Genomic DNA, 14541 nt, shown 5'->3' on the forward strand with positions numbered 1-14541 from the left:
CTGGTGTACCGGTGGTGATGGCCGACGTGAAGGGCGACCTGTCGGGGTTGTCGAAGCCCGGTCGGCCAGGCGACAAAATCGCTGCCCGGGCCGTCGAGACCGGAGACGACTCGTGGACTCCGGCCGGCTCACCGGTGGAATTCCTGTCGTTGGGCACGGAGGGCATCGGAATCCCGGTCCGGGCGACCATCACGGCATTCGGCCCGATCCTGCTGAGTAAGGTCCTCGGGCTCAACGAGACTCAGGAGTCCACGCTGGGGCTCATCTTCCACTGGGCCGACACGCAGGGCCTCGCCCTGCTCGACCTGAAGGATCTGCGGTCGGTGATCGCCCACCTCACCGGTGACGAGGGTAAAGCCGACCTGAAGGGGATCGGGGGAGTGTCCCCGGCCACCGCCGGTGTGATCCTCCGAGCGCTGGTCAACCTGGAGGCCGACGGCGGCGATACCTTCTTCGGAGAGCCGGAGTTCGAGACCGAGGACCTGCTGCGGATCACCGCCGACGGCCAGGGAATCATCACGCTCTTCGAATTGGGCACCCAGGCAGCGCGGCCCGCCCTCTTCTCGACCTTCCTGATGTGGGTGCTGGCAGACCTCTTCCAGACGCTGCCGGAGGAGGGCGATCTCGACAAACCCAAACTCGTCTTCATCTTCGACGAGGCCCACCTCCTGTTCGCGGACGCGTCGAAGGCGTTCCTGCAGCAGGTGGAGCAGACGGTCAAGCTCATCCGTTCGAAGGGCGTCGGAGTCTTCTTCTGCACGCAACTTCCCACGGACGTGCCGAACGCGGTGCTGTCCCAGCTCGGTGCCCGAATCCAGCACGCGCTCCGCGCATTCACGCCCGACGATCAGAAGGCGCTCACCAAGACGGTGCGGACGTACCCGAAAACCGAGAACTACGACCTCGAGGAAGCCCTCACGTCATTGGGAATCGGTGAGGCGGTCGTCACGGTGCTCTCCGAGAAGGGTGCGCCGACACCGGTGGCGTGGACGCGCATCCGTCCTCCCCGTTCGCTGATGGACACCATCGGAGACGACGCGATCCAGGCCGCGGCGTCGTCGAGTGTTTTGGCCGTCAAGTACCGCCGGACCATCGACCGCGAATCCGCCTACGAGAAGCTTTCGGCCAAGGTGGTGGGGGCACAGGCAGCCGATCGGGGTGTGGACCTGCCGCCGCTGCCGGATCTGCCGCCGCCCTCCCCGGCGCCGTCCGAGGGGCCGAGCACGGCGGAGCAGATTCTGGGTAACTCTGCGGTGAAGAGCTTTCTGCGGTCGGCCGCCTCGGCCGCCGGTCGGGAGATCTCCCGCAGCATCTTCGGCACCGGCCGGCGCCGCAAGCGGTAACCACAACCCTGGGCTATCCGCCGAGTTTCTTGTAGAAGGCGCCCACGATCGGGGCGACGACAGCGCGCGGACTGTACTGTCCGGCAACGGACATCGCCTTGCTGATGATGCCCGGGACGACGCGCATCTTGTTCTCGGCGAGCCCGTCGAGCGACACCTTCGCGGTGTGCTCGCTCGAGATCCACAGGAAGTCGGGCACGAGTTTGTCGACGATCGACGCCTCGGCGGGGTCGGGTTCCTCGGTGCGCACCGGGCCGGGCGCGAGCAGGGTCACGTTCACTCCTGTGCCCCTGAGTTCGCCGCGCAGCGATTCGGAGAACGTGTTGACGAACGCCTTGGAGGCCGCATAGGTGGCGTTGTGGGGGATCGGCATGTTGCCCGCCGCCGACCCCACCATCAGGATCGCGCCCGATCGGCGCTGCAGCATTCCGGGCAGCACGGCAAGGGTGAGGTCGTGGACAGCGACAGCGTTGAGTTCGACCTGAGCGCGCTCGTAGGCGGGGTCCAGGTCGGCGACCGGGCCGAAGGTGGCGATGCCGGCGTTGTTGCACAGGATGCTGATCTCGCGCCCGGACAGTTCGGCGACCAGTGCCGAGCGCGCATCGCGGTCCGAGAGGTCGCACGCGCGTACGTCCACCTCGACACCGTGCCGAGCGCGGAGCGTCTGCGCCAGCGAGTCCATCACCTCGCCGCGGCGGGCGACGAGGATCAGGCAGTGGCCGCGGGCGGCCAGTTCGGTGGCCAGCGCTTCACCGATGCCGGACGATGCGCCGGTCACTACGGCGCGGGCTGTGGGGTTGGGGTTCGGCAGACTCACGGTGAGTCAGCGTAGTGGTTCAGATGCGCGCCGCGAGGCGGGTGCCCTGCTCGATGGCCCGCTTGGCATCGAGCTCTGCAGCGATGTCGGCGCCGCCGATGACGTGCGTGGTGACGCCGGCACCGATCAGTTCGTCCACGAGGTCACGCACCGATTCCTGACCTGCGCAGATGACGACGTTGTCGACCGGGAGAGTCCGCGGGTTCTCGCGCCCGGTGCCGAAGGTGATGTGCAGTCCGTCGTCGTCGATGCGCTCGTAGTTGACGCCCGACAGTTCGTGCACGCCCTTGTTCTTCAGAGCCGCCCGGTGCACCCAGCCGGTGGTCTTCCCGAGCCCGGCGCCGATGCGTCCACTCTTGCGTTGCAGCAGGTACACCTCGCGCGGCGACGGTTCGGGGATGGGAGTGGTGAGTGCGCCCGCTGCCTCCTCCGGTTCGGTGACACCCCACTCCTGCTTCCACTCCTTCAGATCCAGGGTCGGCGAGTGTTCGTGGGTCAGGAATTCGCTGACGTCGACGCCGATACCGCCCGCGCCGATCACCGCGACCGATTTCCCGACGGGTCTGCCGTCCCGCACCACCTCGGGATACGTCAGCACCTTCGGGTGATCGATTCCGGGAATCGACGGAACCCGCGGGGTGACACCGGTGGCGACGACCACCTCGTCGTACCGGCCGACGAGATCGGCGGCGCGTACGCGGGTTTCGAGCCGCACGTCCACACCGGCCGGGGGGAGTTGCCGGGCGAAGTACCGGATGGTTTCTGCGAATTCTTCCTTGCCGGGAATCTTGCGGGCGATGCCGAACTGTCCGCCGATCTCCGAATCCGACTCGAACAGCGTCACCGCATGTCCCCGCTGTCCCAGGTTCAGGGCGGCCGAGAGCCCGGCCGGGCCCGCTCCCACCACCGCGATCTTCTTTCGCGTCCGGGTGGGGGAGAGCGTCAGTTCCGTCTCGCGTCCCGCGCGGGGGTTCACCAGGCACGACACCTGCTTGTGAACGAAGGCGTGGTCGAGGCAGGCTTGATTGCAGGCGATGCAGGTGTTGATGGCATCCGGGGTTCCGGCTTCGGCCTTGCGAACCCAGTCGGGGTCGGCGAGCATCGGGCGCGCCATCGAAATGAGCTGCGCGTCACCGCGAGTCAGGATTTCTTCGGCGGTATCGGGCATGTTGATCCGATTGGATGCGGCTACCGGGATGCTCACGTGCTTCTCGAGTTTTCCGGTGATGTCGGCGAACGCGGCGCGCGGCACCGACGTGACGATGGTGGGCACGCGGGATTCGTGCCAGCCGATATCGGTGTTGATGATGGTGGCGCCCGCCGCCTCCACTTCCTGTGCGAGCGCGACGATCTCGTCCCACGTCTGACCGTCCTCGACGAGGTCGGCCATCGACAGCCGGAAGATGATGATGAAGTTCGGGCCCACTGCGGCGCGGGTGCGGCGGACGATCTCGACCGCGATCCGACGGCGGTTCTCGGGGGTGCCGCCCCATTCGTCGGTGCGTTTGTTGGTGCGTTCGCACAGGAACTGGTTGAGGAAATAGCCTTCGCCGCCCATGATCTCGACGCCGTCGTACCCGGCCTCCTGCGCCAACCGCGCGCACCGCACGTAGTTGCGGATCTGCCACCGCACACCGCGGCCGGTCAGCTTGCGGGGGCGGAACGGGTTGATCGGTGCCTTGATGGACGAGGCCGAGACGTTGAACGGCTGATAGCTGTAGCGGCCCGCGTGCAGGATCTGGAGCGCGATTTTGCCACCCTCGTCGTGCACGGCTTTCGTGATCGTCCGGTGTCGCCGGGCCTCGATGCGGTTGGTGAGTTTGGCCCCGAACGGCAGCAGCCATCCCGTTCGGTTGGGTGCGTATCCGCCGGTCACGATCAGCGCGACCCCGCCGCGGGCGCGTTCGGCGAAGTATTCGGCGAGGCGGGGGACGTCCTTGGCACGATCTTCGAGTCCGGTGTGGATGGAGCCCATGATCACCCGGTTCTTCAACGTGGTGAAGCCGAGGTCGAGGGGGGTGAGGAGCTGTGGGAACTGTGTCATGAGCGGCGTGTCCTTACTGCGAGAGCGCGTCGAATACTTCTTGACACCAGTCGGCGAAACCCTCTTCGACGCGGATGCCACCGCGCAGGACGAGGTACTGGTGGAGGGCTGCGCCGGAGAGTTGGTCCGGCGCGGGGAAGTCGCGTTTTTCGATCATCCGGTAGACCTCGAGCCGTGCGGCGTGCCCGTCGCGGTGCCGGGCGACCTCGTTCCGGAGAGCTGCGAGGTCCCCCTGCCGGGCTGCGCGGATCTTCACCGCGAGCTCGTTGCGCAGGTAGTTCGGCTCGGTCGGCTCGGCGATCCAGCGTTTCAGTTCGGCACGGCCGGCGGCGCTGACGCGGTACACCTTCTTGTCGGGCCTGCTGTCCTGTGCCACGACTTCGGCATTCACCCACCCGGACTCGTCCATCCGCTTGAGAACGCGGTAGATCTGCTGGTGGGTGGCGCTCTGGAAGAAGCCGATCGACTTGTCGAAGCGCCGGGCCAGTTCGTAGCCGGACCCGGAGTGCTCGGTCAGGGACACGAGGAGTGCATGTTCGAGGGCCACGCACAGCAGTATGTATGCAATGAGGTGCCTATGCAACTAGGTGCATACATGCCTGATGACGTCCCCGGCTTGCGCTCGTTCTGCGCGGTGCCGCGCCGCTGCGTCACATAGGCTCGCTCGCATGAGCGCCGACGTTCGTCCGCCTGCCGGGATCGGTGAGGCCGCGACGCGCAGGCAGGTCCTGGCCTGGGGTCTGTGGGACTGGGGTTCGGCCGCGTTCAACGCGGTGATTCTCACGTTCGTCTTCTCCGTGTACCTGACCGACGCCGTAGGCGACGACCTCCCGGGATCGGTATCTGCCAGTACGTGGCTCGGATGGTCGCTGGGGATCGCGGGGTTTCTCATCGCGGTGCTCGCGCCCGTCACCGGACAGCGATTCGATGCCGTCGGACGACGCAAACGGGCGCTCGGAGTTCTCACCTTCACCACCGTCGCCTGCATGGCGGCGATGTTCTTCGTCCACGACTCCTATCAGTACCTCTGGCTCGGATTGGTGCTGCTGGCTGCGGGGTCGGTGATCTTCGAACTGGCCGGGGTGCCGTACAACGCGATGCTGCGGCAGGTGTCGACGCCGTCGAATATCGGCCGGGTGTCCGGATTCGGCTGGGCAATGGGATATTTCGGCGGGATCGTGCTGTTGCTGGTGTGCTATTTCGGATTCATCGCCGGCGATGGCGACACCCGCGGTGTTCTCGGACTCACCACGGACGGCGGCCTGAACATTCGGATGGTGGCGTTGATCTCCGCCGTCTGGTTCGCGGTGTGTGCGATCCCGGTGCTGCGGAGTGTTCCCGAACTGCCGGTGACACATGCCGATCCGGACGCAGCGAAGACAGGGCTCCTCGAGTCGTACCGCGTTCTGTGGCGGGATCTGCGCGACCTCTGGGCGGCGGATCGGCGTACCGTCCACTTCCTCGTCGCGAGTGCGCTGTTCCGCGACGGACTGGCCGGCGTGTTCACCTTCGGCGCCGTCCTCGCCGTCAATGTCTACGGGATCAGCGCGGGGGATGTGCTGCTGTTCGGTGTCGCGGCCAACGTCGTCTCGGCTCTCGGTGCACTCACCGCGGGCCGCTTCGACGACCGGATCGGACCCAAGACCGTCATCATGACTTCCCTCATCGCGATGATTGTCGTGGGAACCGTTCTGACGGCGGTGTCGGGTCCCGTCATGTTCTGGATCTTCGGACTGCTGCTGTGCCTGTTCGTGGGACCCGCGCAGTCGTCGGCACGCACCTTCCTGGCTCGGATCACGCCGCCGGGTCGGGAGGGGCAGATGTTCGGTCTGTACGCGACGACCGGACGCGCGGTGTCCTTCCTGTCGCCCACACTCTTCGGGCTGTTCGCGTGGTGGTTCGCCGCCGACCGCGCCGGGATTCTCGGGTTGGTGATCGTCCTCGCGCTCGGGCTCTCGGCGCTGTCGGTGGTACGGGCACCCGAGCGCACCCAGCTCTAGGCGTCCTTACCGACCCGGTGCAGGACGGCGTCGGCCAGCGCCCGCGGACATTGCTCGGGAATCCAGTGCGTGGCGTCTTCGAGTACCACGAATTCGTAGGGCGCCGTAACGAATTCGCCACATCGCTCGGCACCCGCGCGACCCAGCGCCATGTCGCCGGTGCTCCAGACATACGTGGTCGGAACGGTGACGGGCGGAGTGCTCTCGAGGTCGCTCGTCATGGCGCGATACCAGCCCAGTGCGGCGGTGAGGGCGCCGGGTTCGGTCAGGAGCTTGACGTGCCTGTCGACGAGATCCGGTGCCACCACATCGCCGAACATGGCCCGTAGCGGACCCGCGTTCTCGCGTAGAAGTACGTGTTCGGCCTTGCCCTCCATCCGCAGAAGCCTGATGTAGGACGAGCGTTCTTGCTGATCGGCATCCTCTCGCAGTGCCCAGCCGAATGCGCCGGGGTGAGGCACCGAGACGGCGGTGAGCGAGGACACGCGGTCCGGATGCCGGGCTGCGGTCACCCAGGCGACGATGGCGCCCCAATCGTGACCGACCAGATGAGCGGACCCCAGGTCGAGGGCGTCGAGGATGCCGATCACGTCGGCGACGAGGTGTTCCGTCCGATAGGCGTCGACGCCGTCGGGCCGGGCTCCCGGCGAGTAGCCGCGCTGGTCGGGTGCGTACGTCCGCAGCCCGGAATCGTTCAGGATCGCTGCGACGGGCCCCCATGAGGCGGCGCTTTCCGGGAAGCCGTGCAGCAGGACAACCGGGTCGCCGTCGGCGGGGCCACCCACCGTGAGGTCGAACGTCAGGTCGCCGACGGGAATGCGGGTGTGCTCGGGGGGTGAATGCATGTCCCCACGCTACGACGAGGAGTTCACCTCGATGCGGGTTTCCACCCCGCCATGCCCAACATGATCAGGCGCAACTGCCGTTCGGCACGAGCGACGACCTCGGCTTCGGTGCGCGCGCCGGGGCGACCGGCTTCGAGCAGGTCGACGACGACAGCGAACATGGTGGAAACGATCAGGTCTGCGGCCATTTCCAGGTCTTGGCTGTCCCACTCGCGTAGCGCCTCGATACGGGAGAGGTCGACTGTCAATTCGCTGACGAACAGCCTCATCTCCGTGCTGATCGCACGGCGGATCTCCGGGACGCCGCCGTACCGTTCACGACTGAGGAAGCGGAACTGGGCCTCGTGGTTGCGGACCTGGCGCACCAGGATCTCGAGCGACGCGCTCGCGCTCTTGGTACTGGGTGTGCGCCGGGCATCGCGCAGCATCTGGCGCAGCATGCGCATGCTCTCCTCGACCAGAACCACGCCGAGTTCCTCGATCGAGGAGAAGTGCCGGTAGAACGCGGTGGGCACGATGCCCGCATTACGGGCGATCTCGCGCAGGCTGACTCCCGCGAAACTCCGGTCGGCCATCAACTCGAGCGTGCCGTCGAGTAAAGCCTTCCTCGTGCGCTCCTTACGGGCTGCTCTGCTCTCGGGTTCGGCGCCGGTCGACTGACTCACGGCTGTGAGTGTATTCGGGGCCGGGATGACGATGTCCTCCATGTGCGAGTGTCCCTTCGTCATGTCTTTCCGATTCCTCAGCGCCGGTCGGACGGGCGAATGTGTGCGAGCCGTCACATTTCGATTGACAACTTCCTGTGTCCACCTGTCACACTGTAGTCAGTGTACAAGCGTGCACTGAAATGGAGGAGGCAGCCGTGTCAGTTGCTCACACCACACGTCCGGCGAAGGGGCGGAAGTTCTCGCTGCTGTCGTTGTTCGAAGCGATGGCTACTCCGCATCAGCTCGACCGCTACCTGGAGTTGGTCGCGCCGATGATGACCGTGCGTGAACTCCGCGCGGAAGTGATCGCCGTGAGGCGGTCCACGTCGGATACCGTCACCCTCACTCTGCACCCGACTCGTCAGTGGCGTGGATTCCGTGCCGGACAGTTCGTGCAGGTAGGCGTGGTCATCGACGGGGTTCGGCATACCCGGTGCTATTCGCCGGCCAACGCCGAAACGTCCGCGGACGGCCATGTGGAGTTGACGGTCAAGGCTCATCCCGACGGCCTCGTCTCGCAGTACCTGCACACGAACGCCCGGCCCGGACTGGTCGTGGACCTGTCGCAGGCGGCGGGCGAATTCACCCTTCCATCGCTGCGGCCGGACCGAATTCTCCTTCTGAGCGGCGGCAGTGGCATCACGCCCGTCCTGTCGATGCTCCGCACTCTCGCGGACGAAGGCTATGCGGGACACGTCACCTTTCTGCACTACGCGTACACCGAACAAGATGTGGCGTATCTGGACGAGCTGCGCGCTCTCTCGTCGTCGAATCCACAGATCGATCTGGTGCTCGCCTACACGGACCAGGAGACCGGCGGGGACCTCCACGGATTCTTCGGGCAGCAACATCTCGACGCCGTCGCGCCCGACTACGCCGAGACCGAGGCGTACCTGTGTGGTCCTCCCGGCTTGATGCGCGGAGTCCGTGAACTCTATCGAGAACTCGGAATCGAGGAACGGCTGCACACCGAGGAATTCGCACCGGCTGCCACGGTGGTGGACGGCGAAGCAGGGGGCGAGATCTCGTTCGTCGCGAGCGGCGTCACCGCCGACAATTCCGGGGCCACACTGCTCGAACAGGCCGAGGCCGCCGGGCTCGATCCCGAATACGGGTGCCGGATGGGCATCTGCTTCTCGTGCACCGCCGTGAAGAAGACGGGCTGCACCAAGAACGTCCGCACCGGCGACACCGACACAGACCAGGACAAGGCGATCCAGCTCTGCATCTCGGTCCCCGTCGGCGACGTCGCCCTCGACATCTGACCCTTCACCCGAAACGTCTGGAGACCGACATGTTGGGACTCTCACTCTCTTTTCTTCCGTTCGTCGACGGAACCGACATCAAGCAGGCCGACGTGCCTGTCGTACTGCACCAGGACCAGGTCGAGGAGATCGGCCGGGAGCTGGACGAACTCCGTGACCGCACCGTCGCGAAGCTCGGCGCCGAGGATCGCGAGTACATCTACAAGGTCATCAAGGCGCAGCGAGGCTTCGAGGTGGCGGGCCGCGGCCTCATGTATCTCGGCTTCTTCCCCCCCGCGTGGCTGGCCGGCGTCGGGGCGCTGAGCTTGTCGAAGATCCTCGACAACATGGAGATCGGTCACAATGTGATGCACGGCCAGTACGACTGGATGCGTGAACCGGGTCTGAATTCACGGGTGTTCGAGTGGGACAACGTCTGTCCCGGCGACCAGTGGAAGCACTCACACAACTACATGCATCACACGTATACCAACATTCTGGGCCGCGACCGCGACGTCGGGTACGGCATTCTTCGCATCGACGAGGCGCAGAAGTGGAACCCCTACTACCTGGGGAACCCGGTCTACGCTTTCGTCCTGATGATGCTGTTCGAGTGGGGCGTGATGATGCACGACCTCGAAGCCGAGAACGTCATCCAAGGCAAGCGAAAGTGGCATGACATCAAGCCGATCCTGAAGGGGTGGTGGAAGAAGGCGGGACGGCAGGTCGTCAAGGACTACGCGATCTTCCCGGCGCTTACCGGGCCGCTCTTCCTGCCGACTCTGCTGGGCAACGTCACCGCAAACCTGGTTCGCAACGTGTGGGCGTACTCCATCATCTTCTGCGGGCATTTCCCCAGCGGTGTCCAGACTTTCACCGAGGCGGAGACGGCGGACGAAACGCGCGGTGAATGGTACGTGCGGCAGATGCTCGGCAGTGCCAACATCTCGGGCAGCCCGCTGTTCCACATCATGTCGGGCAACCTGTCCCATCAGATCGAGCACCATCTGTTCCCGGACATCCCGGCCCACCGGTACCCGGAGATGGCTCCCGTCGTGAAGGCGCTGTGCGAGAAGCACGGCCTGCCCTACAACACGGGTGGCTTCTTCAAGCAGATCGGCTCGGTGTGGGGGAAGATCTTCAAGCTGGCACTGCCGCCCGGTCTCCTCTCGTCCGACACCGTTCCCGGTGTTATCGTCGAGCGGCAGAAGACTGCAGCCTGAGAGGCGAAACATAATGGTGGGGAAGTTCGAGCGGCGCAAGGATACCGTGCAGGAATTGACGGAGTCCGCGGCCACGCACGTGGGGCAGATAGCGACGATCATCGCGGGCGCCGTTCGCGATGTGACCCGTGAGATCGGTGATTGGGTGTCCGACGGCATCGAGATGCGTGAGGCCTCGAAGAAGGCTCGCGAGGACGAAGCGCCGGGTGACAAACCGGTCGACTCGACGACGACAGACTGAACGACAACAACGGGCAACGACAAAGGGTGGGTACGGCCGAGACGGCCGTACCCACCCTTTTCGTCCCGTGTCTCAGATGACCCCGAGCGAAATCATGGCGTCGGCGACCGTCACGAAGCCGGCGATGTTCGCGCCGTGCACGTAGTCGCCCGGCATTCCGTAATGGAGGGCAGTGGCGACCGTGCGATTGTGAATACCCTGCATGATCTTGGCGAGCCGCTCGTCCGTGTACTCGAAGCTCCACGAGTCGCGGGACGCGTTCTGCTGCATCTCCAGTGCGGACGTTGCGACTCCGCCGGCGTTGGCCGCCTTGCCGGGTGCGAATGGCACCCCGGCGTCACGGAACACCTGGACGCCCTGCGGGGTGGTCGGCATGTTGGCGCCCTCGGCGACCGCGCGCACACCATTGGCCACCAGGGCCTTGGCCGCCGATTCGTCGAGCTCGTTCTGGGTGGCGCAGGGGAGTGCGACGTCGCAGGGGACGTCCCAGATCGAGCCGCCCTCCACGAACTTCGCATGCGGAACCGCATCCGCGTATTCGCAGATACGGCCGCGGCGGACCTCTTTGATCTGCTTCAGCAGGTCGAGGTCGACGCCCTTCTCGTCCACGATGTAGCCCGAGGAGTCCGAGCACGCGATCGCGACGCCGCCGAGTTGGTGGACCTTCTCGATCGCATAGATCGCCACGTTTCCGGAACCGGAGACGACGACCTTCTGGCCTTGCAGCGAGCTGTTCGCGGTCTTCAGCATCTCGGCGACGAAGTAGGCGACGCCATATCCCGTTGCTTCACGCCGGACCTGCGAGCCGCCCCAGCCGGTCCCCTTGCCGGTGAGCACGCCCGACTCGTAACTGTTCGTCAGCCGCTTGTACTGACCGAAGAGGTAACCGATCTCCCGTCCGCCCACTCCGATGTCACCGGCGGGAACGTCGGTGTACTCACCGATATGGCGATGAAGTTCGGTCATGAACGATTGGCAGAACCGCATGACCTCGGCGTCGGACCGGCCCTTGGGATCGAAGTCGGAACCGCCCTTGCCGCCGCCGATCGGCAGTCCGGTGAGGGCGTTCTTGAAGATCTGCTCGAAGCCGAGGAACTTCACGATTCCCAGGTTGACGCTGGGGTGGAAGCGCAAGCCGCCCTTGTAGGGGCCGAGCACGCTGTTGTACTGCACGCGGAAACCGCGGTTGACGTGCACGTTTCCATCGTCATCGACCCACGGAACCCGAAAGATGATCTGACGTTCCGGCTCGCAGAGCCGTTCGATCAGCCCGGAATTGGCGTAGTGGGGATGACGTTCCAGAACCACCTGGAGAGACTCGAACACTTCTGCTGTCGCCTGGTGGAATTCGGGCTCTCCGGCGTTGCGCAGGCGGACCTGCTCGTAGATCTCAGCTACCCACTCGCGCGCTGACACAGCCACCTACCTGACGTTGTGATTTCTTATTAACGTGCTGTTTACGCGAGCAACTATAGACCCAGCACAAAGGCTGGTGTATCGGCGGATTAGCGGTTCGGGTGCTGGTGTGATGTCACTCACGCGGTGCGTGAGCATGCATTGCGACCGAGGTGTTATCGACTTCCTCGTCGCAGTAGCGGCAGCGATACGCGATGTGCACGGGATGGCCGCAGTTGTGGACCAACTCCGCCGGGGGTCGGTCGACTGCCCACCTAATCCATGACGATCTCGGTCGTTGCGCGCTGGACCTCGCTCTCGCTCATGCCCCTCATGTAGGAGGTTGTGATTTCCAACTCAGGGGGTGTCGGCGTGGCCGAAGCGGTTGCGGCGGGCGCCCGGGCGCATCCGGAAAACCCGCCACTCGCGGAGGCAGGTGGCGGGTTCCGGGCATCGATCCCGTCGGGTTGGATGCGATGCATAAACGAGACTAGACGGTCGGTTTGTTACGCGCGAGTACAGGGGGTGAAGTATGTATCACGGCTGATTACCTACTGGGCAACCATCCGAGTTACCTCCTGGACAACTGTACGGGGAAGACGGAATTCCGGGTGCACCGACTTCGGTCGGAACCCGGCGAAACGCGCGCAGATGGTTGGACAATCGCTGTAAGCCGTTGGCGGGAGGGATGGATCCGATGAATGACGCGGTGTTCGTCGAAGGTCTCACCAAATGGTTCGGGCGGTCTCGTGCGCTGGAGGGTCTGGACCTGCGAGTCCGCACCGGCGAGGTTCACGGGTTCCTCGGGCCCAACGGTTCGGGCAAGTCCACGACCCTGCGGATCCTGCTCGGGCTGATGCGGGCCGATGCCGGAACGGTCCGGGTCCTTGGCGCCGAACCCGAAACAACGGCCCTGCACCGGAGACTCGCATACGTTCCCGGCGAGGTGAGCCTGTGGCCGACACTCACCGGAGGCGAGATCATCGATGTACTCGGCCGGCTGCGAGGTGGCCTCGACGAGCAGCGCCGACGCGAACTGGTCGAACGCTTCGACCTCGATCCCACCAAGAAAGCGCGCAGCTACTCGAAAGGCAATCGGCAGAAAGTCGCCTTGATCGCGGCCCTGGCTGCCGACGTCGAACTGTTGCTGCTCGACGAGCCGACGGCCGGCCTCGACCCGCTGATGGAGAACGAGTTCCGGATCTGCATGGGTGAATGGCGCGCGCAGGGTGTGACAGTGCTGCTGTCCAGCCACATCCTCAGCGAAGTCGAGGCGCTGGCCGATCGGGTGACGATCATCCGGGACGGACACGCCGTCGACACCGGCTCCCTCGACGACCTGAGACATCTCACCCGCACCGTTGTCACCGCCGATCTCGTCGACCTCGGCACCGACTACTCCGCGATTCCCGGCGTCCACGACGTGACGCTCGACGGCTCGCATCTGGTCTGCCGCGTCGACCGGGACGCGCTCACCGCGATCCTGGCAGCGCTCGCCCGCAGTGGGGTTACGGGCCTGAGCACCGGGCCACCGACGCTCGAACAACTGTTTCTGCTCCACTACCGAACTGCGCCCGCGAGTGGGGCGGCCGGGGACGACGCTTCGACGTCCGGTAAATCGATGACCGGGTGGACGGGCACCGTCGATCTGGTGCGGCTCGCGGTGCGCCGCGACCGGATCCTGCTGCCTGCATGGATCGCCGTCTTCGCCTTCACCGCCTTGTTCTCGGTCACGGCGACGGTCGATCTCTACCCCGACGTCAGTTCCCGAGTGATGGCGGCCGATGCGGTGAACGCGAGTGCCGCGCTGGTCGCTATGTACGGCCCGATCTACGATCCGACGTCGATCGGCGCGCTGTCCATCATGAAGATGACGGCGCTCGGCGCCGCGCTGATCGCGCTGTTCACCGCCTTCGTCGCGATCCGTCACACGCGTGGCGAGGAAGAGTCGGGCCGTCTGGAACTTGTCGGCGCCGCGCCGATCGGACGAAACGCGGCACTCGGCTCGGCGCTGTGCCTGACTGTCGGCGCGAGCCTGTTGCTCGGGTTGCTGACAGCTGCGGGCAGCCGGGCAGCCGGGCTGCCGGCCACCGGTTCCCTCGCCTTCGGGGCATCCTGGGCCGCGGTCGGTGTCGTATTCGCGGCGGTGGGAGCGCTTGCAGCACAGCTCACGACGGGGGCCCGCACCGCACGGGCGCTCGCCGTCGCGGCTATCGCGGTTGCCTATCTGATCAGGGCGCTGGGCGACGGCACCGGCGCGGGGTGGCTCACCTGGCTGTCCCCGCTGGGTATCGCTCACGAGATCCGCCCGTTCGCGGGGGACCGGTGGTGGGCCCTCCTTCCACTTGCTGCCGCCGCGGCGCTGATCGCTGCCGCCGCGTTCGCGCTGTCGCACCGTCGTGACCTCGGCGCCGGGCTGATTGCCGACCGGCCCGGAGACGGGCGATGGGACGCTTTCCGGCGACCGATCGACCTGGCGTGGCGAATGCAGCGCGGCATGTTCCTGGGCTGGGCATTTGGGTTCGCTGTCCTCGGCGGGCTGCTGGGCATGCTCGCCGGCAATGCCGCAGACTTCGCAAGTACCGATGCGATCCGGGAAATGTTCGCGCGCCTGGGCGGCCCAGGGGCGCTGTCCGACGCCTTCCTCGCCACCGAGATGGGATTCGCGGCACTGGCCGCGGC

11 protein-coding genes and 1 pseudogene are annotated in these 14541 nt (G+C 65.7%); 6 read left to right on the forward strand and 6 right to left on the reverse strand.

Features of this window, described 5'->3' with window-relative positions; all coding sequences use genetic code 11:
• Positions 1–1343, forward strand: a 1343-nt coding sequence (locus WAW17_RS09750; RefSeq protein ID WP_422332779.1) for a helicase HerA-like domain-containing protein, incomplete at its 5' end; no start/stop codon positions are given.
• A gap of 13 nt (positions 1344–1356) precedes the next feature.
• On the opposite strand, the gene cmrA is transcribed toward WAW17_RS09750, so the two are convergent.
• The 3 genes from cmrA to WAW17_RS09765 are packed head-to-tail and all read right to left on the reverse strand — an operon-like array spanning position 1357 to position 4751.
• Positions 1357–2160 (reverse strand): mycolate reductase, encoded by an 804-nt coding sequence (cmrA, locus tag WAW17_RS09755; RefSeq protein WP_422332780.1) that lies wholly within the window; start codon positions 2158–2160, stop codon positions 1357–1359.
• 19 nt (positions 2161–2179) lie between these two features.
• The gene (locus WAW17_RS09760; RefSeq protein WP_422332781.1) at positions 2180–4204 is read right to left on the reverse strand and encodes an FAD-dependent oxidoreductase; all 2025 of its coding nucleotides are present in this window, start codon (positions 4202–4204) and stop codon (positions 2180–2182) included.
• Positions 4205–4217: 13 nt separating this feature from the next.
• The gene (locus WAW17_RS09765; protein ID WP_422332782.1) at positions 4218–4751 is read right to left on the reverse strand and encodes a PadR family transcriptional regulator; all 534 of its coding nucleotides are present in this window, start codon (positions 4749–4751) and stop codon (positions 4218–4220) included.
• Positions 4752–4872: 121 nt separating this feature from the next.
• Between WAW17_RS09765 and WAW17_RS09770 the strand changes: the two genes are divergently transcribed.
• On the forward strand, positions 4873–6204 hold the full coding sequence (locus tag WAW17_RS09770; RefSeq protein ID WP_422332783.1) for an MFS transporter: 1332 nt from the start codon (positions 4873–4875) through the stop codon (positions 6202–6204).
• Here WAW17_RS09770 and WAW17_RS09775 read toward each other — a convergent pair.
• Together WAW17_RS09775 and WAW17_RS09780 are read right to left on the reverse strand one after the other, a co-directional pair.
• Positions 6201–7049, reverse strand: a complete 849-nt coding sequence (locus WAW17_RS09775; protein WP_422332784.1) for an alpha/beta fold hydrolase — start codon at positions 7047–7049, stop codon at positions 6201–6203. The genes WAW17_RS09770 and WAW17_RS09775 overlap by 4 nt on opposite strands.
• 23 nt (positions 7050–7072) lie before the next feature.
• A complete protein-coding gene (locus WAW17_RS09780) occupies positions 7073–7756 on the reverse strand; it encodes a TetR family transcriptional regulator (protein WP_422332788.1) in 684 nt (227 codons plus the stop codon).
• 155 nt (positions 7757–7911) lie between these two features.
• On the opposite strand from WAW17_RS09780, the gene WAW17_RS09785 reads away from it, so the two are divergent.
• The 3 genes from WAW17_RS09785 to WAW17_RS09795 are packed head-to-tail and all read left to right on the forward strand — an operon-like array spanning position 7912 to position 10464.
• Positions 7912–9021 carry a ferredoxin reductase gene (locus WAW17_RS09785; protein WP_422332785.1) on the forward strand — a complete coding sequence of 370 codons (1110 nt, stop codon included), beginning with the start codon at positions 7912–7914 and terminating at the stop codon, positions 9019–9021.
• A 29-nt stretch (positions 9022–9050) separates the two neighbouring features.
• Positions 9051–10223: a fatty acid desaturase family protein gene (locus WAW17_RS09790; RefSeq protein ID WP_422332786.1), complete on the forward strand. Its 1173-nt coding sequence runs from the start codon at positions 9051–9053 to the stop codon at positions 10221–10223.
• A 13-nt stretch (positions 10224–10236) separates the two neighbouring features.
• On the forward strand, positions 10237–10464 hold the full coding sequence (locus WAW17_RS09795) for a hypothetical protein (protein ID WP_422332787.1): 228 nt from the start codon (positions 10237–10239) through the stop codon (positions 10462–10464).
• Between the two features lie 72 nt (positions 10465–10536).
• Here WAW17_RS09795 and gdhA read toward each other — a convergent pair whose 3' ends face one another.
• Complete coding sequence (gene gdhA, locus WAW17_RS09800) at positions 10537–11880, reverse strand: NADP-specific glutamate dehydrogenase (RefSeq protein ID WP_422332789.1); 1344 nt, start codon at positions 11878–11880, stop codon at positions 10537–10539.
• A 676-nt stretch (positions 11881–12556) separates the two neighbouring features.
• Between gdhA and WAW17_RS09805 the strand changes: the two are divergent.
• Positions 12557–13480: pseudogene (locus WAW17_RS09805) on the forward strand (ABC transporter ATP-binding protein); the annotation flags it as partial.
• Positions 13481–14541 lie beyond the last annotated feature (1061 nt).

Source organism: Rhodococcus sp. (in: high G+C Gram-positive bacteria), assembly GCF_049286785.1.
In the GTDB taxonomy this organism is placed as follows: domain Bacteria; phylum Actinomycetota; class Actinomycetes; order Mycobacteriales; family Mycobacteriaceae; genus Rhodococcus_F.